This window comes from Halopseudomonas salegens (genome assembly GCF_900105655.1).
In the GTDB taxonomy this organism is placed as follows: Bacteria; Pseudomonadota; Gammaproteobacteria; order Pseudomonadales; family Pseudomonadaceae; genus Halopseudomonas; species Halopseudomonas salegens.
Genome location: NZ_LT629787.1, coordinates 1,220,649 through 1,242,479, shown reverse-complemented (window position 1 = coordinate 1,242,479; position 21,831 = coordinate 1,220,649). Strand labels below are relative to the sequence as shown.

Here is a 21,831-nt window from a genome sequence, read left to right as displayed (position 1 = left end):
CTTTACAGTTGGACGCCGGAGAAAGACATAAAGCCAAGCGACATCAAGCCAACAATAATGAAGGTGATGCCAAGGCCACGCAGACCCGCAGGTACGTCACTGTATTTGAGTTTTTCCCGGATCCCGGCCAGGGCAACAATAGCCAGAGCCCAACCGGCACCAGCACCAAAGCCATACACCACGCTTTCGCCCAGAGCGTAATCACGCTCAACCATGAACAGGGAAGCACCAAGAATGGCGCAGTTCACGGTAATCAATGGCAAGAAAACACCCAACGCGTTGTAAAGCACGGGGACATATTTATCCAGCAACATCTCGAGTATCTGCACGATGGCTGCAATGACACCGATGTAACTGAGCAAGCCAAGGAAGCTGAGATCGACGTTCGGCATACCGGCCCAGGCCAGCGCACCGTCGCGCAGAAGGTAGTTGAAGATCAGGTTGTTGGCCGGCACCGTGATAGTCAGTACCACGGTTACAGCAATACCCAGACCCAACGCGGTCTGCACTTTTTTCGAGATGGCCAGGAAGGTACACATGCCAAGGAAGAAGGCCAGAGCCATATTCTCGACAAAAATCGCCCTGACCAGCAGGCTGATGTAATGTTCAATCATGATTACATGGCCTCCTTGAGGGACCGGGTCTGCGGCTTCATCCTGAATTCTTCTTCCTCAACCTGGCCTTTGTCCCAGGTGCGCAAAATCCAGATGGTGAAGCCAATGATGAAAAATGCTGAAGGCGGCAACAACAACAGGCCATTGGGCTGATACCAGCCACCATTGTTCACCGATTGCAGAATCTCGATACCGAACAGCGAACCAGCGCCGAACAGCTCACGAATGACCGCAACGACAATCAGGATGAAACTGTAACCCAGGCCATTACCTACACCATCCAGAAAGCTCATATGCGGAGGATTCTGCATGGCAAAGGCTTCTGCGCGCCCCATGACGATACAGTTGGTGATAATCAGACCAACGAATACCGACAATTGCCGACTGGTTTCATAGGCATAGGCCTTGAGCACCTGATCCACCAGAATGACCAGAGAAGCAATGATCACCATTTGTACGATCATGCGGATCGCACTGGGGATCTGGTTACGAATCACCGAAATGAACAGGTTGGAAAACGCAGTCACCATCGTCAGAGCAACACACATGACCAGGGTCACGCTCAGACTGGTGGTTACGGCCAGAGCCGAACAAATACCCAACACTTGTAGCGCGATCGGGTTGTTACTGAAAATGGGCTCGAAGAGCACCTGCTTGGCACTTGCTTTAGCCATGATTATGCCTCCCCTGCACTGAGGTTGTTCAGGAACGGACGGAAGCCGTTTTCACCCATCCAGAAACGCACCAGGTTTTCTACCCCGCGCGAAGTCAGCGTGGCACCGGCAAGCGCATCCACCGAATACTCTGCTCTGGGGCTCCCGCTGTCGACACCGCCTTTCACGACGCGAGTCGCAACGTCATCTTCGGGATTGTAGATTTTTTTGCCTTCCCATTGCTGCTTCCAGTTCGGATTGTCTACTTCACCGCCCAGGCCCGGTGTTTCTGCATGCTGATAGAAACCCAACCCGACCACTGTATTCAGGTCGCCCTCCAGAGCCACAAAGCCATACAGCGTTGACCACAGGCCTGCGCCGTAGATCGGCAGGATCAAGGTATCAACCTGGCCATCCTCGCCTTCGACCATATAGACAGTCGCGTAATGACTTCGACGACGGATGCTGGCCGTATCCTCGCCGGCATCCAGACTCATTGAGCGCGCCGGGTCACCAGAGGCAACTTGCGCGTCATAGGTCAACGGGTCTTCTGCATCGGTGAACTCACCCGTACGCAAATCAACCAGCCGTGGAGTGATCTTGCTGAACTGTTCTTCGACACTGGTGCCGGGCTCCAACAAGCCGGCAATCGACAGAATATTGCGCTGCTTGTCCAGCAACTGGTTCTGGATCTGTGTCGGTCGCAAGGAGACTGCTGCAGTAGACACGACTACTGAACAAACCAGACAGACCAGAAAGGCGACGGTGATCGTGCGCCCGATGGTTTCTTTCTTAGCTGACATGGCGTGCAACCCTCCGTTTGATATTGGCCTGAACGACAAAGTGGTCAATCAGCGGAGCAAACAAGTTGGCAAACAGAATTGCCAGCATCATGCCTTCCGGGAACGCCGGGTTGATTACCCGAATCAGCATCACCATAACGCCAATCAGTGCACCAAAGAACCATTTACCCTGGTTGGTCATGGACGCAGACACCGGGTCAGTTGCCATAAAGATCATGCCGAAGGCAAAACCGCCCACTACCATATGCCAGTACCAGGGCATGGAGAACATCGGATTGGTATCAGAACCAATCATGTTGAACAACAGGCTCATGCCGATCATGCCGAGCATGACACCGGCAACAATGCGCCAGTTGGCAATCTTGGTAATCAACAGCACTGCGCCACCAATAAAGATGGCCAGCGTGGACACCTCACCCATCGAGCCCTGAATACTGCCGGAGAAGGCGTTCCACCAGGTAATGCCGCCGTCGACAATTGCCTGCACACCGCCTTCCGCTGCCATGCTCAGTGCCGTCGCTCCGGAGTAGCCATCAACCGCTGTCCACACGGCATCACCCGAAATCTGTGCCGGGTAGGCAAAGAACAGGAAAGCCCGGCCGGTCAGCGCCGGGTTGAGGAAGTTCTTGCCGGTACCACCAAAGACTTCCTTGCCCACCACGATACCGAAGGTAATGCCTAGTGCCACCTGCCAGAGGGGAATACTGGCCGGCAGAATCAGCGCAAACAGCACCGAGGAAACAAAGAAGCCTTCGTTGACTTCATGCTTGCGGATCGAGGCAAACAGCACTTCCCAGAAACCACCCACGAGGAAGGTCACCGCGTAGATCGGCAGGAAGTATGCGGCCCCATGAATAAAGTTATCCCACACACTGCCCGGATCAAAGCCGGCGAACATAGCGATCAAAGCCAGACGCCAGTTATCCTGAGCGGTGAGCAACTCCGGGTTGGCAGCGTAAATATTGTTGGCCTGGAAACCAATGTTGTACATCCCGTAGAACATCACCGGGAAGGTGCACAACCAGACCGTAATCATCATCCGTTTCAGATCAAGGCCATCACGCACGTGAGCGGTGGTCTTGGTGACACTGCCGGGACGATAGAAAAAAGTATCCACCGCTTCGTACAGGGCATACCACTTTTCGTGTTTTCCGCCCTTTTCGAAGTTGTGTTCGATTTTGTCGAGGTAGCTACGCAAACCCATGACTTAACCCTCCTTTTCGATAAGGGTAAGGTTGTCCCGCAGAATCGGGCCATATTCGTACTTGCCAGCGCATACGTAGGAGCACAGGGCCAGATCTTCTTCATCCAGCTCCAGACAGCCAAGTTTCTGCGCCGTATCGGTATCACCAACAATCAGGGAACGCAGCAGCTGAGTCGGCAAAATATCCAGCGGCATGACCATTTCGTAGTTACCCAGGGGCACCATGGCTCGCGGGCTGCCATTGGTCGTGGTGGTAAAGTCGAATAACTTGCCCGAGGTCAGCTTGGAGATGAAAATATTCAGCATCGAGTGCTTGTTCACCCCGGCACGCAGATAGTGCACCATTTCACGCTCATCACCTTCAGCCAGAACCGACACCTGCTGGTGGAAACGACCGAGATAGGCAACCGCGCCGCGGGCGTGACGGCCACCAAACACGGAACCGGAGATCAGGCGGTTATTACCCGGCTTCAGCTCACCGGCTGTCAGCTCTTCCAGGCTTGCACCCAGACGGGTCCGCAACAGGCGTGGCTTGTCAACCTGAGGCCCTGCCAGTGCGACAACCCGTTCAGTCCAGATCTTCCCTTCGGTAAACAGCTTGCCAATGGCAATCACGTCCTGCGGATAGATCTGCCACACTTCCTTGCTGACGCCGACCGGATCCAGGGAGTGAATATGCGTACCCGGCAAACCTGCCGGATGCGGACCGGCAAAGCTTTCGCAGCGCACGCCCTCGAGGCTTTCGCCGGGCAACTGGACGCCATCAGCCTTGCACAACCAGATCGGGGCCAGTCGCGCCAATACCTTGAGGCCATTCTCAAAGTCAGTGGCATATTCCTGAATGATCACGGCTGGATCAGCCGCCAGCGGATGGGTATCGATCGCGGTGACAAAAATCGAGCTGGGCTTGCTGTCCAGCGCGGGCACCTTGCTGTAGGGACGCGTGCGCAGCGCGGTCCATACACCGGACTGTACCAGTTGATCACGAATTGCTTGCGGATCAAGCGAACCCAACTGCCCGGCATCATGGGCATCGAAGGTGACGGCATCGTCGCCTTCAACATCAATGACAACCGACTGTAGAACACGCTTCTCACCGCGATTGATTGCGCTGATCACGCCACTGGCCGGCGCCGTGTAGACAACACCGTCAGTTTTCTTGTCACTGAACAGGATCTGGCCCAACTTGACCCGGTCACCCTCTTGCACTTCCATGGTTGGTTTCATGCCATGGTAGTCGAAGCCGATCACGGCAACGCTGCGTACGGAACGGGCGTCCTCGATACGCTGCTCGGGTGAGCCGGTGATTGGCAGATCCAAGCCCCGTTTGATTTTTATCATACGAATAGCCTAATCACTGGTTAAAATCTTCGGCGGCTGGTGGCCAATGCAGAATAAAAGCAGGAACCCGATGTCGCAGCGCTGGGCGAATACGGAATCAGGATGAGGTGACCACAAACCCCCACGAAAAATCCTGCTAAGTATAAAGTTCATGGCCCCCGATGGCTACTCAAGCTCTTGGTTTTTTCAGGCTTTTTCTGTTACACATTGCTTTAATGTCATGCTTGACGCTGACACCCGGTGCGACTGTAAATTGATTGCAAATGCAAACCGGAGTGAATTCTGATGCGCCGCACCCTGACCTGCCTCGCCATGATGCTTTTCAGCCCGTTTCTTCTCGCCAATGAGCCCGACTTCCCCGAGCGCCTGGAGGTTGATGAGCAGACCCTGGTACTGCGCAATGAATCCCTGTTGCGCTACCTGTTTGTCGACGTATACAGCGCTGCCCTGCTGACCCCCGCCGACATCAGCCCGGCCAACGCCGTAGACCAGCGAAGTCCGCTGCATCTGGAGCTGTATTATTACCGCAACATTGACCGGGAGGATGTTGTCAAAGCAGCCTGGGTGGCACTCGAGCGCCAGCATGACGATGCAACACTGGAACGCTTGCGGCCGGCCATTGATGAACTGCATGCCACCTTCAGCGATATACAGTCGGGCGATCGCTACAGCCTGACCCTGAGCGATAGCCAGGCATTGCGGCTGAGCTATAACGACGAGGTGATATTCACCAGCGATAACGAAGAGCTGGCACGCACCTATGTCGGTATCTGGCTGGAAGAAAACGGACTGTCCGACAGCCTGCGACAACGCCTGCTGGCAGAGCGCTGAGGGTAATCCCGACAATAAAAAAAGGCGCCGCATTGCTGGGCGCCTTTTTCGGTCAATTCAAAACCTATTTGGGAAAAGACGGCGGATTGACCCCGGCCATATCTTCCAGAATCCGGACAACCTGACAGCTGTAACCAAATTCGTTGTCATACCAGACATACAGAATGACCCGATTGTCATTGCAGATAGTCGCTTCAGCATCCACCACACCGGCATGACGCGAGCCAACGAAGTCGGTTGACACCACTTCCTGCGAGTTGGTGAAGTCGATCTGCTTGTGCAGGTCGGAATGCAATGCCATGTAACGCAGGTAATCATTGACCTCGTCACGATCGGTCGACTTGTCCAGATTCAGATTGAGAATCGCCATGGACACGTTCGGCGTCGGCACCCGGATAGCATTGCCGGACAACTTGCCGGACAACTCCGGCAACGCCTTGGCCACGGCCTTGGCTGCACCGGTCTCGGTGATCACCATATTCAATGCAGCACTGCGGCCACGGCGATTGCCCTTGTGGAAGTTGTCGATCAGATTCTGGTCATTGGTATAGGAATGCACGGTTTCCACGTGACCATTGACGATGCCGTACTTGTCATTGATTGCCTTGAGCACAGGCACGATGGCGTTGGTAGTACAGGACGCCGCCGAGACGATCTTGTCATCAGGCGTAATGGCGGCATGATTGATACCGTGCACGATGTTCTTGATATCGCCCTTACCCGGAGCAGTCAGCACGACCTGGCTGGCGCCCTGGCACTGCAAATGCTGCGACAGACCGGCTTCGTCGCGCCAGACGCCCGTATTATCGACCACAATGGCATTCTCGATACCATATTGCGTGTAATCCACTGCCGAGGGATCTTTGGCGTAGATCACCTGAATCTGCACGCCATTGGCAGTAATTGTGCTGGCTTCTTCATCGATAGTAATGGTGCCCTGAAAGGAGCCATGCACCGAATCACGTCGCAACAGGCTGGCACGCTTGGCCAGATCATTGTCGGCGCCCTTGCGCACGACAATGGCGCGCAGGCGCAAACCGTCGCCACCACCGGTTTTTTCGACCAGAATGCGTGCCAGCAAGCGCCCAATGCGCCCAAAACCATAAAGCACCACATCACGGCCCTGCCCACGATCCGCTTTTTTGCCGATGGCATCGGCCAATTCCAGGCGCAGGAATCCATCCAGATCACTGCTGCCGGACTTGCGGTACTTGTCGACCAGACGGGCAATATCAATCGAGGCCGACCCCAGATTCAACGCCAGCAGCGCCTGAATAACCGGATAGGTGTCATGCACTGACAGCTCGGTATCATCGATCTGACGCGCAAAACGATGCGACTTGAGAATACTGATCACCGAGCGATTGACCAGGCCGCGACCATAAATGGAGGTCACCACGTTATGCTCACGATACAACTTGCCAATCAGCGGAATCATTGCCTCCGCAGTTGCTTCACGGTCAGCCCAGTTTTCCAGACATTGCTCGAATTGAGAATCAGTCACGTCGCATCCTTCCAGGTCAGGGGTAGCAAGGGGGCAGTATTATGCGTTTTAGCGTGAAATTAGGCAATAATTGAGACCATCAAAAGCGCCCGGGCTTTCCCCTTAAAGCCTGCAAACAGGTAAACTGACGGCTTTTCAGCAAGGAACACTGCCGCATGTCTGGCCCTACCAGCCTTCTCCCCGTCGATAGCCCGCTGCCGACTTCAGGCAAGCAGACCTGGTCCGGCCTGACCGATGCTGCCCGCGCCCTGAGTATCGCCGAAGCTGCCGCCCAGCATCAGGGCCTGAGCCTGGTCATCAGCCGTGACAGCGCCGAAGCGGACCAGTTGGAGCGAGAGCTGCGCTTTTTTTCTCCGCAACTCCCCGTGCTCAGCTTTCCCGACTGGGAAACCCTGCCCTACGACCGCTTTTCACCGCATCAGGATATTATTTCGCAACGCCTGCGCACCTTGCACCAGCTACCCGGAGTAAACCAGGGCATTCTCGTCGTACCCATGACGACCCTGCTGCAGCGTACCCCTCCCCGCAGCTTTCTCGGTGGCTCGGTTTTGTTGCTGGAAGTTGGTCAGCGACTGGATATCGAGCAGATGCGTCGGGACCTGGATGCCAGCGGCTATCGTTGCGTGGACACTGTCTATGAGCATGGCGATTATGCCGTGCGCGGCGCACTGCTCGACCTGTTCCCCATGGGTAGCCGTCAACCTTATCGTATTGATCTGTTTGACGATGAAATCGAAACCCTGCGTACCTTTGATCCGGAAAGCCAGCGCTCCGTCGACAAGGTCGAGCGCATCCATTTGCTGCCGGCCAAGGAATTCCCCCTGAACAAGTCGGCATTGACGCAATTTCGCGCGCGTTTTCGCGAACGTTTCGAAGTCGACCACCGCCGCTGCCCGCTTTATCAGGACCTGTCTGAGGGACTGGTACCACCTGGCGTGGAATATTATTTGCCACTGTTCTTCGATGAACTGGGCAGTCTGTTTGACTATTTACCGAACAACACCCTGACCTTCAGCCTGCCGGACATCGAAGCCAGTGCCGAACACTTCTGGCAGGACGTACGCAACCGTTTCGAAGAACACGGCATTGACCCGACCCGACCGCTGTTGCCGCCAGTGGATTTGTTTTTACCGGTGGAAAGCGCCTTTGCCGCGCTGAAGAAGTACCCGCGCATTGTCTGTGACGACCGGCCGCAGCCAGGCGCGCAGCGCCAGCTGGCATGCCAGGCAGCCCCGGAACTGGCGGTTGATCATAAAAGCCCCGAGCCGCTGGCCAGCCTGTTGCGCTTTCTTGACGAGTTTCCCGGCCGGGTTGCCTTTCTGGCAGAAACCGCTGGTCGCCGCGAAGCCCTGCTGGACATGCTCAAGCCAGCCGGCATTGTGCCGCAGAGTTATGCAGACTGGTCCGCATTTGCGTCGGGTGATGCCAGGGTAAGCCTGCTGCTTGCCCCGCTGGATCGCGGCTTGCTGTGCCAACAACCTGCGCTGGCGTTGATTGCTGAAAGCCAGCTGTTTGGCCAGCGCGTGATGCAGCGTCGCCGCCGCGGCAAGGCGACCGACCTTGGTGACGCGGTGGTGCGCAACCTGACCGAGCTTCGCGAAGGTGCACCGGTCGTGCATATCGACCATGGTGTGGGTCGTTATCGCGGCCTGGTCAATCTGACCATCGAAGACCAGCAGGCAGAATTTCTCAGCCTCGAATATGCCGACGAAGCCAAGCTCTATGTGCCGGTGGCCAACCTGCACCTGATAGCCCGTTATACCGGAGCGGATGATGACAACGCACCGCTGCACCGCATGGGCTCAGAACAATGGCAAAAGGCCAAGCGCAAGGCTGCCGAGCAGGTGTGTGATGTAGCGGCCGAATTGCTGGATGTCTATGCCCGCCGCGCCGCGCGTGAAGGACATGCTTTCAGTCATCCGGAGCGTGATTACCAGGCCTTTGCCGAGGCTTTTCCGTTCGAGGAAACAGCTGATCAGGAAGCCGCAATCAATGCCGTCATCAAGGATATGGTCGGCAGCCAGCCAATGGATCGCCTGGTCTGTGGCGATGTCGGTTTCGGCAAGACCGAAGTCGCCATGCGCGCCGCTTTCCTTGCCGTGCATGGCGGCCGACAGGTAGCCGTGCTGGTACCCACTACCCTGCTCGCCCAACAGCATTACAACAGCTTCAAGGATCGGTTTGCTGACTGGCCGGTCAAGGTCGAGGTGATGTCCCGCTTCAAATCAGCCAAGGAAGTCAAAGCCGCCGCCGCCGAACTGGCCGAAGGCAAAGTCGACATCATGATCGGCACGCACAAGCTGCTGCAGGGCGACATCCAGTTCAAGGATCTGGGGCTGGTGATTATTGACGAGGAGCACCGTTTCGGTGTCCGTCAGAAGGAGCGCCTGAAGGCGCTGCGCAGCGAAGTGGACGTGCTCACCCTGACCGCCACACCGATTCCCCGCACGCTCAATATGGCCATGTCCGGCATGCGCGAGCTGTCGATTATCGCCACACCGCCGGCGCGACGCCTGTCGGTCAAGACCTTTGTCATGCCCCAACAAGGCCCGGTAGTCAAAGAAGCCATACTGCGCGAATTGTTGCGCGGCGGGCAGATCTATTACCTGCACAACGAAGTTCAGACCATCGACAAATGCGCCGCCGATCTTGCCGAGCTGGTGCCCGAAGCACGCATTGGCGTCAGCCACGGGCAGATGCCTGAACGGGCTCTGGAGCAGGTGATGCGCGATTTTTATCATCGCCGCTTCAACATTCTGGTGACCACCACCATTATTGAAACCGGGATTGATGTGCCCAGCGCCAACACCATTATCATTGAACGGGCGGACAAGTTCGGCCTGGCCCAATTGCATCAGTTGCGGGGCCGGGTGGGCCGCAGCCACCACCAGGCTTACGCCTATCTGTTGACGCCACCGGGACGCAAGCTGACCGGTGATGCCGAGAAACGCCTGGAAGCCATCGCCGCCGCACAGGACCTGGGCGCCGGTTTTACCCTGGCGACCCATGACCTGGAAATTCGCGGTGCCGGTGAACTGCTCGGTGATGGCCAGAGCGGCCAGATTCAGGCCGTCGGTTTTACCTTGTATATGGATATGCTGGAACGCGCCATCAAAGCCATCAAACAGGGCAAGCAACCCGAGTTGCAGCAACCATTGGGTGGTGGCCCGGATATCAACCTGCGCCTGCCCGCGCTGATCCCCGAAGACTATCTACCTGACGTCCACGCCCGACTGATCCTGTACAAGCGCATTGCCAACGCCATTGACGATGAAGCACTGAAAGACCTTCAGGTAGAGATGATTGATCGCTTCGGCCTGCTGCCGGAACCGGTAAAAAACCTGTTCCGCATTACCGCGCTGAAACTGCGTTGCGAACCGCTTGGCATCAGCAAGCTGGATGTCGGGGCCGAACACGGTCGCGTGGAGTTTGCCAGCGAAACCCGTGTCGATCCCTTGACCCTGGTTCGTCTGATTCAGGACAATCCCCAACGTTACCGGCTGGAAGGGGCCAGCATTTTCCGCTTCAGCGCCCCCATGGCCAAACCTGAATTACGCCTGAACACAGTTGAGGCACTGCTGGAACGCCTGCAACCGACAACCGAAAAGCACACGGCAAAGGAAACCTCTTGATGAAAGCCCTAACCCGCAGCCTGTTTTTGCTGCTCAGCCTGAGTGCCTTGCCGGCGCTGGGACAAACCCTGTATCAGGTAGAAGTACTCCTGTTCAGCCAAAGCGGCAGCCCATTGTATTCAGCCCCCATGCCGCAATATCAGTGGGCTGATGAAGCAGTCTGGGCTGAGCGCGACAATAATGCCGATGTGCGTCCGGTCAGTGAAACCCTGTTGCGCATGACCGGCCAGGCCGACCGCCTGCGCCAGGGCGGCAGCAGCATCCTGCTGCATCAGGCCTGGGTGCAACCGGCCGATGGCAACCTGACCGTTGCAGTCGCCAAGGGCGAACCTCTGGATGAAGTATTCCCGGTTCAGGCACTGATCAGCTTGCAACGCGATCGTTTTGTCGAGCTGGATGCCACCTTCTGGCGCAACCATATTGACCGCGAAAGCCGCAATCTTGCCGCCAGTGAGCGCCTGAGCGAGCAGCGCCGCCTGCGGCTGGATGAGGTACATTACCTGGACCACCAGAGCATTGGCGCCCTGGTGCGCGTCAGTCGGCGCTGACCACCCAACCGAGAATCTCGCGCACCTGATCCATGCCCGCCGCCATCACCGTCTCGATGGCGGCCATGCTGATCGGCGCTTCATCCATACCCGCAGCGGCATTGACCACCAGCGCCAGACAGGCATATTGCAGATTCAGCTCACGCGCCAGTGCCGCTTCCGGCATACCGGTCATGCCGACAATGTGACATCCGTCCTTGCGCAAGCGGCGCACCTCGGCAGCGGTTTCCAACCGGGGCCCTTGAGTCGCGGCATAAACGCCGGTCGCACTGTACGCCACATTGACGGCCTGCAGGGCATCCAGCAGCGCTTTACGCACACTGGACGTATACGGCTGGGTAAAGTCGATATGGGTGACCGCCTCGAGATCATCCGCGAAGTAAGTCATGTCGCGTCCCCAGGTGTAATCGATCAGGTCATCCGGTACGCAGAAATGCCCCGGTGGCATAGCCGCATCAATACCGCCAACCGCGTTGACCGCGACAATACGGGTAACGCCTGCAGACTGCATGGCCCACAGGTTGGCACGGTAATTCACCCGGTGCGGCGGTATCCGATGCGGCTCACCATGGCGCGCGAGAAACACCACCTCCCGCCCCTCAAGGCAACCACGCACCAAAGGAGCCGATGGCTCTCCCCAGGGCGTGCTGACTACCTCACGGGCGAGCAACTGCAACCCGGGTATCTGATTAAGACCTGTGCCACCGATAATGCCCCAGCTCATGCGCGCTGACCTTCGGGAGCGTCTGACTCTTCACCGCCTGATTCATCGCCGCGCAGACGCAAACCTTGCGGCACATGCAGCGTGGAGGTCGGGAAGGCGACCTGCGCATCGTGATCATCGACAATTTTCAATACCTTGAGCAGCACATCTTCCTTGACTCGATGGAACTCGGACCAGACCTTGGTCTTGGTAAAGGCATAGATGAAAAAATCCACCGATGATGGCGCACAGCGGTCAAAGTAAATCATCTTGGTCTGGTCCTGGGCGATATCCTCATGCTCATCAATCATCGTCCTTACCGCCTTGACGATGGGCTCCATTTGTTGAATATCGTCGTAACGGATACCGATATGCTCAAAAATACGCCGATGGTGCATGCGTGAAGGGTTCTGGATAACGATATTGGCAAATACCGCGTTCGGCACATAGATCGGTCGCTGGTCGAAGGTACGAATACGCGTCAGTCGCCAGCCGATGTGCTCGACCGTTCCTTCAATATCTTTTTCCGGTGAGCGCACCCAGTCACCGACAGCAAACGGCCGATCAAGAAATACCATCAGGCCACCAAAGAAGTTGGCCAGCAAATCCCGCGCAGCGAAGCCGACGGCGATACCACCAACGCCACCGAAAGCAAGCACACCCGATACGCTGTAACCCATATTCTGCAGCACCACCAGGCCAGCCGTGATAATCACCGAAATCCGCAGCAGTTTGCCAATCGCATTGGCTGTGGTCAGGTCCACCGGTTTTTTCCGGTAGCGCCGGTCGACAATGCGCACTTCCACTTCACCGCTCAGTCGCAGGAGAAACCAGGCCAACAGGATGATCAACAGCACCGACTGCCCTTTATCCAGTACCGATGCCAGACCATCATCCATCTGCACAGCGGTTATCTGCGCCGCCCACAGCAACCCCATGCTCCAGATCAGCACCCATAGAGGCTTGCGCGCAGCGGTAACCAGAGCGTCATCCCAGACATTGTTGGTGCTGTGCGCCTTCTTCTCCAGCCGGTCGAGCACGATCTTGCCTACATAGGCGAGCACCAGGGAGATAAAAATAACGCTGAAAACCTGGTAAACCCAGAGGTTGTCAGCAAAAGGCACCGAGTCGACCGGTAACAGTTCAATCAATTCTTCCATGCGGCACTCACAGCAAATAATGGGTTTTCAACAATTGTACGGCATCCTGCCAGCGAGGCTGAGAGCGATAATTGCAATCTGCGGCACGCGCCACAGGACTGGATAATGACTGGGCTCGCACGCTGGGTACATAACCTTGCTGTTGCATGTGGATCAGCGCCTGCTCGGCAGCTGCGCGCTCGTTGCAGACCAGCAGCATGTCACAGCCAGCACTGGCGGCAGCATCAATGCGCCGAGTAATATCGCCCACAACGTGCGCACCCGCCATGCTCAGATCATCGCTGAAAATCACGCCACCAAAGCCCAGCTCACCACGCAGAACCTGTTGCAGCCAGAAGCGTGAGAAGCCCGCAGGCTGTGAATCCACCGCTGAATAAATCACATGTGCCGGCATAATGCCGGCCAGTTGGCTGGCCAAGGCCGCAAAGGGCTGCATGTCGCTGGCTTTGATCACCTCCAGCGGACGCTCATCGCCGGGAATCGCGATATGCGAATCAGCTTCTGCCCAACCATGACCGGGAAAATGTTTGCCGGTTGCCGCCATTCCGGCGGCGTTCAAGCCACGGATATAGGCGCTGGCCAGGCTGGTGACCCGAGACGGCTCCGCCCCCAAAGAGCGATCACCAATAACCTGGCTGCGGCCGCGATCCAGATCCAGCACCGGCGCAAAACTGATATCGATACCGCAGGCCAGCATCTCGGTTGCCATTAGCCAGGCAGCTGCCTCGGCCAGAATACCAGCCTGCTCTCCTGAACCGCCGATACGCCCCAGGGCCGGCAAGCGCAAGACGCCCTGACGCAGGCGCTGGACCCGGCCGCCTTCCTGGTCAATTGCCAGTAAAAGCTCCGGACGCAACTGGCGGATACTGCGCACCAGTTCACGGACCTGCGACGGATGCGCGCAATTGCGCGCAAACAATATCACACCGCCCACTTCAGGCTGACGCAACAAACTGCGGTCGTCAGGGGTCAACCAGAGCCCCTCGACATCCATCATCAAGGCTGCTTGCTGCGGGGAATCGGGTTTCAAAGGCTGTCTCCTGACTGTTCACTGATCAGCACCCGACAACCGACCGGTGTCTGCGCAAAGAGCTCAAGCATGTCGGTGTTGCGCAGCCGAATGCAACCATGGGAAAGAGCAACGCCCATGGGCTGATCATCCGGGGTACCATGCAGATAAATGAAACGGCGTTGACTGTCACAGTCGCCACCCCGGTTGAAACCGGGCTGCTCTCCGCACAACCACAGAATCCGGGTCAGTATCCAGTCACGCTGTGGATGGCATGCAGCCAGCTCGGGACTCCAGACTTCACCGGTAGGCCGGCGACCGACAAAAACCGCACCCAACGGCTCACCGTCACCGATACGGGCACGAACGCGGTGCTGGCCGCGTGGTGTACAGCCACTGCCATCCATTTCCCCGGCACCATTGAGCGCCGTCGACACAGGAAAAAGACAGGATTCCCGGCCAGCACTAAAACCACGCAGGGTCTGTTCGGACAAAGAGATATGGATCAGTTCCAGGGCCATGGCACTCTCCGTTTGAAAGTGCACACGATAACGGATCAGCAAGGTTCAGGTAAGACTCGAAACAGTTATTGGCGAGAAGCAAAGCACTTCAGGCTTCGGTCAACTCCATGACAGCGTCTGCTGCATCGGCACGTTTGGCCGCACTGTCCGCACGCATACCTGCAGCCAGAAAAGGCACCATCATCTGCAATACCTGATCAATTCCGGTATGCGAGCCCAGCTCAGCCTCGGCAATCGCCCGCAAGGCTTTCATGCTGGACATGGTGAAGGCCGCACTGCCGAGCATGAAGTGAACACGCCAGAATAACTCCTGGGCCGGCAAATCGGGCGCCGCCTGATGCACCAATCCCATGTAGCGCTGGAACACCCCACCGTAGACTTCACCCAGGTATTTGCGCAAGTGACCCTGACTCTGACTGAAGGCCAATCCGAGCAGACGCATGAAAGTCGACAGGTCATTCCCGCTACGGGGTTTCACCAGCAGAGCCTGACGCACCAGCATGTCGAGTAGCTCTTCAAGCCCCGGCGCCTCCTCGTGTGACTGTCCGCGACGATTGAGCTCTTGCTCAAGGCTGCTGACAAAAGGATTCAGAAAACGCACAAAAACTGCCTGGATCAGCGCTTTCTTGGAGCCGAAATGGTAGTTGACTGCCGCCAGGTTAACCCCGGCCTTGCTGGTAATAAGGCGCAAGGACGTTTCTGCAAAGCCTTTTTCAGCAAAGAGTTGTTCAGCAGCATCAAGGATGCGTTCAACGGTTTCCGACTGGGCCATGCCAGACTCCACTGGATAAACAGATGTTTGAAACATACGTTTCAAACGCAATAGTGTCAAGCCTGATGACTGACGTTATAGAAACCTGAACGCGCGAGCAAGCAGCCCAGGCGCCTGGACCAGGTTCATCACTCGGGTGAATACCCATGCCTTGTATGGAACAAAGTCAACACAGCTACTTGCGCCCACACAACAACTGTATATAATCACAGCTACTGTATATAAAAACAGGGAAGCACAGCAATGCAAAAACTGACGGCACGGCAACAGCAGATACTCGCCTTTATCCGCGAATACATGGAAACCAATGGCTATCCACCTACCCGCGTCGATATTGCCCGCGAGCTCGGCTTCCGCTCGCCCAACGCTGCAGAAGACCACTTGCGTGCCCTGGCACGTAAAGGTGCCATTGAAATGATTCCTGGCGCCTCTCGCGGCATCCGCCTGCCTGATAACGGCGAAGTGAGTGACGAGAATCAGCTTCCCGTGGTTGGCCAGGTTGCCGCCGGTGCACCGATTCTGGCGATGGAAAACATTGAAGATCATTGCCGGATTGATCCCGCCTTCTTCTCGCCGCGCGCTGATTATCTACTGCGCGTCAAAGGCATGAGCATGAAAGACGTGGGCATTCTGGACGGCGACCTGCTGGCCGTTCATCGCACGACCGAAGCACGCAATGGCCAGATCGTGGTCGCCCGTATCGGTGATGAAGTCACCGTCAAGCGCTTTCAGAAAAAAGGCCGCAAAGTATCCCTGATTGCTGAAAACCCTGAATTCAGCCCGATCGAAGTCGATCTGGGCGAAGAAGAATTAGCCATCGAAGGATTGAGTGTTGGTGTAATTCGCCGCTGAGGAGAGAATCATGCAGTATCGCGCCCCACAGCAGAGCCTGACTCAGGCCGACCTGTTTCATAATGCCCTGATGGCCTCGGGTTTTCCTGCCCGACGTGAAACCAGACCCGTACCCAACCTGCCATCAGCTCACAACACAAGTGATAGCGGTTATAGCGAAATGGCGCTGAGCGGACAGCCGCAACAATGCTTGCAGTGGCTGGCACCGGTCCTGCGCGATCTGGCCAACACCCCCGGTGATCGCTGGTTGACCCTGCTCAACCCGCCACAGCTGGTTAGCCATGCGTGGCTGCGAGCTACCGGACTGGATCCGCAACGCATTCTGATTGTGCGCAGCAACGGCCGCATGCAGGGGAATCAGCTATGCCAGGAACTGCTCAGCCTGGGTTGCAGCCATACCGTGATCAGCTGGCTTTCGACTGATGCAGCCGTAAGCGCTCAACTGGAAAAGGCTGCCCGACAAGGCCAGTGTAAAAGTCTGAATATTCGTATGCCCTGAAACGGGCGATGAAAGCCTGACCACTACGCCGGCAGTCGGCCGGCGTCAATCAGGCATGCACTCAGTGCAGAACGCGGTCTTCCGGCAACTGATCATCATCTTCCATGACCTGCCCGGCCATTTGCATGCCGGCACTGATCATCGCCTTGGCCACCTCAATGTACTGTCCCTGCAGATAATCCTGTGCATCGACCGAAAACTCGATAACCAGCAAGGGCTCGCCATCGTCATCAGAGCGACGCAGGGCAACACGGCCGTCGGACAGTTCGACTATTTCGAGAAAGGGTGAAGGCATTGCGTGGTCTCCGAGCAGTTCAACCGCATTGTAACACAGCCGCCGCTACGACGCAGACGCTTACCACTCCTGCATCAGCTCCCGCTGTCGTGCACATAAAACCTTGATGCCCTGCAACGCAGCCTCCGCACGCTCGATTGACCAGGCAGCCGGCTGACCGCCCACCCGGACAATCAGCTCCGGCGCCTCTGGTTGGCTGCCTGCGACAGGAGGGGCCAGCAAGCTTTTCCAGGCCATCAATAGCGGCGCCAACCAGTCATCCTGGCGCTGCGCCAATTCCAGCAACTCACCCAATTCAGGCCCGGGAAAATCCGCCAGGCGCGAATCCGTCAGCAGTGCCTCGACATCCCTCACATCCACCAGCGGCCAACGGTAAAAATCCGCCACCTCATGGATCAGCGCCAGTACACCCCGGTACAGGTGGAACAGGCAGGTTTCACCCTGGTAACGGGCCTGCGTACGAGCATCCAGGGACGCTGAGGCTTCAGTCTCTTGCCAGGCCGCCAGGGCAGTCGCGGCAAAATACAACGACTGATTGGTGCGGGTATAGGCTTCGTTGGCCATAGCCGTGATCAGCTCTTGGCTTTCTTCGCAGCCGGCTTGGCTTTGCCTTTCGCAGCCGCTTTGGTAGCGCCTTTGGGGCTGCCGTCTTCCACCCAGCGCTTGCCATCAAAGAAAGCCTTCCAACCGGTTGGCTTGCCCTCGATCTCGCTTTGCACATACTGCTCTTTGGTCTTGCGGCTATAGCGCACGACACTCGGATTACCCTCGGGATCTTTTTGCGGAGCATCCAGAATATAGTGATGCTTGGGGTCGATCTCGGCTTTGTGCGGAATCAGCTCGCGCACCAGTGGCGCCCGGGTCTCCCGGTTTTTCGGGAACTGGCTGGCGGCGAGAAACATACCTGAGGCCCCGTCACGCAACACATAAACGTCGTCGACTTTCTCGCACTTGAGCTCCGGCATCAACACCGGGTCCATTTTCGGCGGTGCGGCTTCGCCACTCTTGAGAAGTTTGCGCGTGTTCTTGCAGCTGCTGTTGGTGCAACCAAAATACTTGCCGAAACGACCGGTCTTGAGCTGCATTTCGCTGCCGCACTTGTCACATTCCAGTACCGGACCGTCGTAGCCCTTGATCTTGAACTGGCCGGTTTCAATCTCGAAGCCGTTGCAATCGGGATTGTTGCCGCAGACATGCAGCTTGCGTTTTTCATCGACCAGATAACTGTCCATCGCCGTGTCACAAATCGGGCAGCGACGGCGACTGCGCAAAACACGGGATTCACCCTCTTCATCGTCATCGGCGACTTCGTTCCCCGGCACCAGATTGACAGTAGCCTTGCAACGCTCCTTGGGTGGCAATTGATAACCGGAACAACCGAGGAATACACCGGTTGAGGCGGTGCGAATCATCATCGGCCGGCCACATTCGTGACAGGCAATATCGGTCAGCGTTGGCTGGTTGGCGCGCATGCCCTGTTCATTGTCGCTGGACTCGGCGACCGCCAGCTTCTTGCTGAAATCCTGGTAGAAATCATCCAGCACCCGCTTCCAGACCACCTGCCCTTCAGCAACCTCGTCAAGTGACTCTTCCATGGTTGCCGTAAAGCTGTAATCCATCAGATTGGGGAAACTCTCACTCAAGCGATCAGTGACAATGTCACCCATTTTCTCGGCATAAAAACGCCGGCTATTCTGGGTTACATAACCCCGGTCCTGAATGGTCGAAATAATCGAGGCATAGGTCGAGGGCCGGCCAATACCCCGCTTTTCCAGCTCTTTGACCAGACTGGCCTCGGAATAGCGTGCCGGCGGCTTGGTGAAGTGTTGCCTGGGGTCAAGCTTTTCCAGCCCCAGGCTGTCCTTGACCTGAATCTCCGGCAGCACTTCATCTTCACCACCCTTGCCCTGGGCCGGCATGACTTTGGTATAACCATCGAACTGCAGGATGCGCCCCTTGGCGCGCAGCTCGAATTCACCGGCCTTGACCGTGATAAGGGTTGACAGGTACTTGGCCGGCATCATCTGACAGGCGAGGAACTGCCGCCAGATCAGCTCATACAGGCGCTCAGCGTCCCGCTCCATGCCTTTCAGGTCAGTGGTGCGTATCTTTGCATCGGAAGGGCGAATGGCCTCATGCGCCTCCTGAGCGCCTTCCTTGCTGCTATACAGGTTCGGCTTCTCAGGCAGATACTTGTCGCCAAAGTTTTTCTCAATATAGGCGCGCGCCATACTGATCGCATCGGCCGACAGATTGGTCGAGTCGGTCCGCATGTAAGTGATGTAACCCGCTTCATAAAGACGCTGGGCCATCATCATGGTTTTCTTCACACTGAAACCCAGACGCGTGCTGGCAGCCTGTTGTAATGTCGAGGTAATGAAGGGCGCATTGGGTCGGCTGCTGGTCGGCTTGTCTTCACGCTTGGCAACGTCGTAGCTGGCTTGTTCAAGCAGCTTCAACGCCGCATCAGTCTGCGCCTTGCTGACCGGGCGGAAAGTCTCGCCCTGCTGCTTGACCACCTGAAAGCGCACCGGCTCGCCCTTGGGGGTCGTCAAGCCGGCATGTACTTCCCAGAACTCTTCCGGGATGAAGGCACGAATTTCACGCTCGCGATCGACAATCAGTTTTACCGCCACCGACTGCACACGACCGGCTGACAGACCACGGGCAATTTTCTGCCACAGCAGTGGCGAGACCATATAGCCCACAACGCGATCAAGAAAACGCCGCGCCTGCTGCGCATTGACCCGGTTCAGATCCAGCTCGCCTGGCTTGGAGAAGGCTTCCTGGATGGCTTTCTTGGTAATCTCGTTGAACACCACGCGCTTGTAGCGGCTTTCATCGCCGCCAATGGACTCACGCAGGTGCCAGGCAATGGCCTCCCCTTCACGGTCCAAATCCGTTGCCAGATAGACAGTGTCGGCGTCCTTGGCCAGGCGCCGCAGTTCTTCGATCACTTTTTCCTTGCCCGGCAGGATTTCATAGCGTGCCGCCCAGCCATTCTCGGGGTCTACCCCCATACGATTGACCAGTTGCATGCGAGCCTTGGTCTTCTTGTCGACCTCAGGCGCTGATGCAGCCTTGCGGCCACCCTTGGGCTTGCTCTCGGTCTTGCCGCTGCCACTGGTGGGCAGATCACGGATGTGGCCGATACTGGATTTGACCACAAAGTCGTTACCAAGATATTTGTTGATCGTCTTGGCCTTGGCCGGCGACTCCACAATGACCAGTGCTTTTCCCATGAGTAACAGTTTTCCTGACGCAATCAATTCGAAGTGGCCGATTCAGGCCAGAGGTTCCGCTCTGCATGCTGGCGCAGCAAGCCCGGAGGGCCAGAGCCTACACGTCTTCGCGGATAAAGGTAAAGCGTGGCAACCACTCGCCATCCACTTGCACCTGTTCGGTGAACATCGCCAATGGCCGTACCCAGAGATCAAAATCACCATACAGGGTCCGATAAACCACCAGTTCTTCTTCGTTTTCCGAATGGCGTGCCACACCGATCACAGCGTAGTCCTTGCCTTTATAGTGCCGGTACAACCCCGGCCGCAACAGGCTTGCATCATTACCGCGCATGTCAGTTCCTCAGTAGTCAGTGCCCACACTCTAGATGACGGTTCTCATTTTTGCTGCGCCCAGCAGGCAGCAGCCATAAAAAAGCCGGGGCTGAGCCCCGGCTTTTTTCAACCACTACCGCTTCAAACGCGTTCGAAGATGGTAGTAATGCCCTGACCGAGGCCAACGCACATGGTCGACACGCCGATGGTGCCGTTGTTCTGCTTCATCACATTCAGCAGAGTACCGGAAATCCGCGCACCGGAGCAGCCGAAGGGATGACCCAGAGCGATGGCGCCGCCATGCAGATTGACCTTGTCTTCCATCTTGTCCAGCAGCTTGAGGTCTTTGAGGACCGGCAGCGCCTGGGCAGCGAAGGCTTCGTTGAGTTCGACGTGGCTGACGTCATCCATGCTCAGGCCAGCACGCTTGAGTGCCTTTTGCGTGGACGGTACCGGACCATAGCCCATGATCGACGGATCCACCCCGGCTACAGCCATGCTGCGAATCACTGCCAGCGGCTCAAGACCCAGGGCCTTGGCGCGCTCGGCAGACATTACGATCATGCAGGAAGCACCGTCAGTGATCTGCGAAGACGTACCCGCAGTCACAGTACCACCCTTGGGGTTAAAGGCCGGACGCAGTGCAGCCAGACTTTCCAGAGTGGTTTCCGGGCGAATGGTTTCGTCCTCGGTGAACAGACGCAGGGCACCATCAGCATCGTGACCTTCCATCGGGATGATCTCGTCCTTGAAGTTGCCTTCTACCGTGGCCTTGTGCGCCAGGCGGTGCGAGCGCTCGCCAAACTGGTCCTGCTGCTCGCGGGTAATGCCGTGCATTTTGCCCAGCATTTCCGCGGTCAGGCCCATCATGCCGGCCGCCTTGGCCGCATAGAGTGACAATGCCGGATTCGGATCGACCCCGTGCATCATGCCAACATGGCCCATATGCTCAACACCACCGACCACGAACACATCACCGTTTCCGGTCATGATGGCCTGGGCAGCCGTGTGCAGCGCACTCATGGACGAGCCACACAGGCGGCTGACCGTCTGACCGGCACTGGTGTGCGGGATCGGTGTCATCAATGACGCCATGCGGGCGATGTTCCAGCCCTGCTCCAGGGTCTGATTGACGCAGCCCCAGATCACATCTTCCACTTCAGCCGGATCAACTTTCGGGTTGCGCTCGAGCACACCGGTGATCAGTTTGGCGGACATGGTCTCGGCACGCACATTACGGTACATACCGCCTTTCGAACGGCCCATCGGGGTGCGGCCGAAGTCGACAATTACGACATCTCTCGGATTCAAGCTCATAGATTTAATCTCGCTC

General features: G+C 57.0%; 21 protein-coding genes. 5 read left to right on the top strand and 16 right to left on the bottom strand.

Annotation, left to right across the window (positions count from 1 at the left end):
- Window positions 1–2 precede the first annotated feature (2 nt).
- Genes nqrE through BLU07_RS05505 form a run of 5 tightly spaced genes read right to left on the bottom strand, consistent with a single transcriptional unit; the run spans window position 3 to window position 4,615 of the window.
- On the bottom strand, window positions 3–611 hold the full coding sequence (nqrE, locus tag BLU07_RS05525; protein ID WP_092389604.1) for an NADH:ubiquinone reductase (Na(+)-transporting) subunit E: 609 nt from the start codon (window positions 609–611) through the stop codon (window positions 3–5).
- 5 nt (window positions 612–616) lie between these two features.
- Complete coding sequence (locus BLU07_RS05520) at window positions 617–1,288, bottom strand: NADH:ubiquinone reductase (Na(+)-transporting) subunit D (protein WP_092384948.1); 672 nt, start codon at window positions 1,286–1,288, stop codon at window positions 617–619.
- A gap of 2 nt (window positions 1,289–1,290) precedes the next feature.
- Window positions 1,291–2,070 (bottom strand): Na(+)-translocating NADH-quinone reductase subunit C, encoded by a 780-nt coding sequence (locus BLU07_RS05515; protein WP_092384946.1) that lies wholly within the window; start codon window positions 2,068–2,070, stop codon window positions 1,291–1,293.
- Complete coding sequence (locus BLU07_RS05510; protein WP_092384944.1) at window positions 2,060–3,274, bottom strand: NADH:ubiquinone reductase (Na(+)-transporting) subunit B; 1,215 nt, start codon at window positions 3,272–3,274, stop codon at window positions 2,060–2,062. The genes BLU07_RS05515 and BLU07_RS05510 overlap by 11 nt, the downstream gene beginning before the upstream one ends.
- A gap of 3 nt (window positions 3,275–3,277) precedes the next feature.
- Complete coding sequence (locus BLU07_RS05505) at window positions 3,278–4,615, bottom strand: Na(+)-translocating NADH-quinone reductase subunit A (RefSeq protein WP_092384942.1); 1,338 nt, start codon at window positions 4,613–4,615, stop codon at window positions 3,278–3,280.
- Between the two features lie 285 nt (window positions 4,616–4,900).
- On the opposite strand from BLU07_RS05505, the gene BLU07_RS05500 reads away from it, so the two are divergent.
- Window positions 4,901–5,446, top strand: a complete 546-nt coding sequence (locus BLU07_RS05500) for a chalcone isomerase family protein (RefSeq protein ID WP_092384940.1) — start codon at window positions 4,901–4,903, stop codon at window positions 5,444–5,446.
- 64 nt (window positions 5,447–5,510) lie between these two features.
- Here the strand turns inward: BLU07_RS05500 and BLU07_RS05495 are convergent, their stop codons facing one another.
- Window positions 5,511–6,950, bottom strand: coding sequence for a glyceraldehyde-3-phosphate dehydrogenase (locus BLU07_RS05495; RefSeq protein ID WP_231701698.1), 1,440 nt, complete (start codon window positions 6,948–6,950; stop codon window positions 5,511–5,513).
- A 155-nt stretch (window positions 6,951–7,105) separates the two neighbouring features.
- On the opposite strand from BLU07_RS05495, the gene mfd reads away from it, so the two are divergent.
- Together mfd and BLU07_RS05485 are read left to right on the top strand one after the other, a co-directional pair.
- Window positions 7,106–10,582: a transcription-repair coupling factor gene (gene mfd / locus BLU07_RS05490; RefSeq protein ID WP_092384936.1), complete on the top strand. Its 3,477-nt coding sequence runs from the start codon at window positions 7,106–7,108 to the stop codon at window positions 10,580–10,582.
- Window positions 10,582–11,130, top strand: a complete 549-nt coding sequence (locus tag BLU07_RS05485; RefSeq protein WP_092384934.1) for a CsiV family protein — start codon at window positions 10,582–10,584, stop codon at window positions 11,128–11,130. The genes mfd and BLU07_RS05485 overlap by 1 nt, the downstream gene beginning before the upstream one ends.
- Here BLU07_RS05485 and BLU07_RS05480 read toward each other — a convergent pair.
- The 5 genes from BLU07_RS05480 to BLU07_RS05460 all read right to left on the bottom strand — a co-directional run bounded on the left by BLU07_RS05480 (window position 11,117) and on the right by BLU07_RS05460 (window position 15,295).
- The gene (locus BLU07_RS05480) at window positions 11,117–11,854 is read right to left on the bottom strand and encodes an S-methyl-5'-thioinosine phosphorylase (protein ID WP_092384932.1); all 738 of its coding nucleotides are present in this window, start codon (window positions 11,852–11,854) and stop codon (window positions 11,117–11,119) included. The two genes, BLU07_RS05485 and BLU07_RS05480, sit on opposite strands and share 14 nt — an antisense overlap.
- The gene (locus tag BLU07_RS05475) at window positions 11,851–12,993 is read right to left on the bottom strand and encodes a mechanosensitive ion channel family protein (RefSeq protein WP_092384930.1); all 1,143 of its coding nucleotides are present in this window, start codon (window positions 12,991–12,993) and stop codon (window positions 11,851–11,853) included. Before BLU07_RS05475 ends, BLU07_RS05480 begins: the two co-directional genes overlap by 4 nt.
- Before the next feature lie 7 nt (window positions 12,994–13,000).
- A complete protein-coding gene (nagZ, locus tag BLU07_RS05470; protein WP_092389602.1) occupies window positions 13,001–13,990 on the bottom strand; it encodes a beta-N-acetylhexosaminidase in 990 nt (329 codons plus the stop codon).
- 29 nt (window positions 13,991–14,019) lie between these two features.
- Window positions 14,020–14,523, bottom strand: coding sequence for a L,D-transpeptidase (locus BLU07_RS05465; RefSeq protein ID WP_092384928.1), 504 nt, complete (start codon window positions 14,521–14,523; stop codon window positions 14,020–14,022).
- An 88-nt stretch (window positions 14,524–14,611) separates the two neighbouring features.
- Complete coding sequence (locus tag BLU07_RS05460; RefSeq protein WP_092384926.1) at window positions 14,612–15,295, bottom strand: TetR/AcrR family transcriptional regulator; 684 nt, start codon at window positions 15,293–15,295, stop codon at window positions 14,612–14,614.
- A 243-nt stretch (window positions 15,296–15,538) separates the two neighbouring features.
- On the opposite strand from BLU07_RS05460, the gene lexA reads away from it, so the two are divergent.
- Both lexA and BLU07_RS05450 read left to right on the top strand, forming a co-directional pair.
- Entirely contained in the window at window positions 15,539–16,147 is a 609-nt protein-coding gene (gene lexA, locus BLU07_RS05455; protein ID WP_092384924.1) for a transcriptional repressor LexA, read from the top strand.
- Between the two features lie 10 nt (window positions 16,148–16,157).
- Window positions 16,158–16,646, top strand: a complete 489-nt coding sequence (locus BLU07_RS05450; protein WP_092384922.1) for a SulA-like leucine-rich domain-containing protein — start codon at window positions 16,158–16,160, stop codon at window positions 16,644–16,646.
- Window positions 16,647–16,707: 61 nt separating this feature from the next.
- Here the strand turns inward: BLU07_RS05450 and BLU07_RS05445 are convergent, their stop codons facing one another.
- The 5 genes from BLU07_RS05445 to fadA all read right to left on the bottom strand — a co-directional run bounded on the left by BLU07_RS05445 (window position 16,708) and on the right by fadA (window position 21,815).
- The gene (locus tag BLU07_RS05445; protein ID WP_092384920.1) at window positions 16,708–16,941 is read right to left on the bottom strand and encodes a hypothetical protein; all 234 of its coding nucleotides are present in this window, start codon (window positions 16,939–16,941) and stop codon (window positions 16,708–16,710) included.
- A gap of 60 nt (window positions 16,942–17,001) precedes the next feature.
- Window positions 17,002–17,505, bottom strand: a complete 504-nt coding sequence (locus tag BLU07_RS05440; RefSeq protein WP_092384918.1) for a DUF6586 family protein — start codon at window positions 17,503–17,505, stop codon at window positions 17,002–17,004.
- An 8-nt stretch (window positions 17,506–17,513) separates the two neighbouring features.
- Window positions 17,514–20,183, bottom strand: a complete 2,670-nt coding sequence (gene topA, locus BLU07_RS05435; RefSeq protein WP_092384916.1) for a type I DNA topoisomerase — start codon at window positions 20,181–20,183, stop codon at window positions 17,514–17,516.
- 97 nt (window positions 20,184–20,280) lie between these two features.
- On the bottom strand, window positions 20,281–20,517 hold the full coding sequence (locus BLU07_RS05430) for a DUF1653 domain-containing protein (RefSeq protein WP_092384914.1): 237 nt from the start codon (window positions 20,515–20,517) through the stop codon (window positions 20,281–20,283).
- Window positions 20,518–20,639: 122 nt separating this feature from the next.
- Complete coding sequence (fadA, locus tag BLU07_RS05425; RefSeq protein ID WP_092384911.1) at window positions 20,640–21,815, bottom strand: acetyl-CoA C-acyltransferase FadA; 1,176 nt, start codon at window positions 21,813–21,815, stop codon at window positions 20,640–20,642.
- Between the last annotated feature and the right edge of the window lie 16 nt (window positions 21,816–21,831).

What these genes read in the sequence shown, in the direction of transcription:
- BLU07_RS05520 (WP_092384948.1), bottom strand. Translation starts at nt 1,288, where the DNA reads ATGGCTAAAGCAAGTGCCAAGCAGGTGCTCTTCGAGCCCATTTTCAGT.
- BLU07_RS05515 (WP_092384946.1), bottom strand. Translation starts at nt 2,070, where the DNA reads ATGTCAGCTAAGAAAGAAACCATCGGGCGCACGATCACCGTCGCCTTT.
- BLU07_RS05510 (WP_092384944.1), bottom strand. Translation starts at nt 3,274, where the DNA reads ATGGGTTTGCGTAGCTACCTCGACAAAATCGAACACAACTTCGAAAAG.
- BLU07_RS05505 (WP_092384942.1), bottom strand. Translation starts at nt 4,615, where the DNA reads ATGATAAAAATCAAACGGGGCTTGGATCTGCCAATCACCGGCTCACCC.
- BLU07_RS05500 (WP_092384940.1), top strand. Translation starts at nt 4,901, where the DNA reads ATGCGCCGCACCCTGACCTGCCTCGCCATGATGCTTTTCAGCCCGTTT.
- mfd (WP_092384936.1), top strand. Translation starts at nt 7,106, where the DNA reads ATGTCTGGCCCTACCAGCCTTCTCCCCGTCGATAGCCCGCTGCCGACT.
- BLU07_RS05485 (WP_092384934.1), top strand. Translation starts at nt 10,582, where the DNA reads ATGAAAGCCCTAACCCGCAGCCTGTTTTTGCTGCTCAGCCTGAGTGCC.
- BLU07_RS05480 (WP_092384932.1), bottom strand. Translation starts at nt 11,854, where the DNA reads ATGAGCTGGGGCATTATCGGTGGCACAGGTCTTAATCAGATACCCGGG.
- BLU07_RS05475 (WP_092384930.1), bottom strand. Translation starts at nt 12,993, where the DNA reads ATGGAAGAATTGATTGAACTGTTACCGGTCGACTCGGTGCCTTTTGCT.
- nagZ (WP_092389602.1), bottom strand. Translation starts at nt 13,990, where the DNA reads ATGATGGATGTCGAGGGGCTCTGGTTGACCCCTGACGACCGCAGTTTG.
- BLU07_RS05465 (WP_092384928.1), bottom strand. Translation starts at nt 14,523, where the DNA reads ATGGCCCTGGAACTGATCCATATCTCTTTGTCCGAACAGACCCTGCGT.
- BLU07_RS05460 (WP_092384926.1), bottom strand. Translation starts at nt 15,295, where the DNA reads ATGGCCCAGTCGGAAACCGTTGAACGCATCCTTGATGCTGCTGAACAA.
- lexA (WP_092384924.1), top strand. Translation starts at nt 15,539, where the DNA reads ATGCAAAAACTGACGGCACGGCAACAGCAGATACTCGCCTTTATCCGC.
- BLU07_RS05450 (WP_092384922.1), top strand. Translation starts at nt 16,158, where the DNA reads ATGCAGTATCGCGCCCCACAGCAGAGCCTGACTCAGGCCGACCTGTTT.
- BLU07_RS05445 (WP_092384920.1), bottom strand. Translation starts at nt 16,941, where the DNA reads ATGCCTTCACCCTTTCTCGAAATAGTCGAACTGTCCGACGGCCGTGTT.
- BLU07_RS05440 (WP_092384918.1), bottom strand. Translation starts at nt 17,505, where the DNA reads ATGGCCAACGAAGCCTATACCCGCACCAATCAGTCGTTGTATTTTGCC.
- topA (WP_092384916.1), bottom strand. Translation starts at nt 20,183, where the DNA reads ATGGGAAAAGCACTGGTCATTGTGGAGTCGCCGGCCAAGGCCAAGACG.
- BLU07_RS05430 (WP_092384914.1), bottom strand. Translation starts at nt 20,517, where the DNA reads ATGCGCGGTAATGATGCAAGCCTGTTGCGGCCGGGGTTGTACCGGCAC.
- fadA (WP_092384911.1), bottom strand. Translation starts at nt 21,815, where the DNA reads ATGAGCTTGAATCCGAGAGATGTCGTAATTGTCGACTTCGGCCGCACC.